General features: G+C 54.1%; 1 protein-coding gene. It reads right to left on the bottom strand.

All coding sequences use genetic code 11. From position 1 onward, the window contains the following. The coding region (locus RTW80_RS27325) for an Rpn family recombination-promoting nuclease/putative transposase (RefSeq protein WP_312721217.1) at window positions 1-449 on the bottom strand (449 nt) is incomplete at both ends.

Genomic DNA, 449 nt, shown 5'->3' with positions numbered 1-449 from the left:
CTTCATCAGCAGCGTCAGTGCGGCCATCCGGCGATGGTTCATGATTTCATTGTCATCAACGACAGTGATATCAACCAGCGGAAACGGCTTTGTGTATATTTTAGCCGCAAGTGCCGGATTCTCAAAACAGTCCAGCCAGTTCATGCTGTACGGGTACGGGCTGCGCTCACCGTGATAGAACAGCACCGGAATGACCAGTGGCAACGTTTTGTGCTGCTCCAGATGTCTCTGCATCGCCGCCACACTGTAACGTAACATGCGGAAAGGCATGTACAGATTTTCGGTGCTCTGGTGCTCGATGAGCGTATAAACATAGCCGTCTTCACCCCCGGTGGTTTTCACACTCCAGAGGATATCGCTGGCGTACTGATGCAGGTCCGGCTCAACAAAGGTGGCGGGTTCCAGCTTCAGGGTGGACAGGTCGCACAACTGCCGGTACTCCGCCGGAA

The sequence above is a fragment of the Escherichia sp. AM3 genome, assembly GCF_032029835.1.
GTDB lineage: Bacteria > Pseudomonadota > Gammaproteobacteria > Enterobacterales > Enterobacteriaceae > Escherichia > Escherichia coli.
This window is presented reverse-complemented; position numbering and strand designations above follow the sequence as displayed.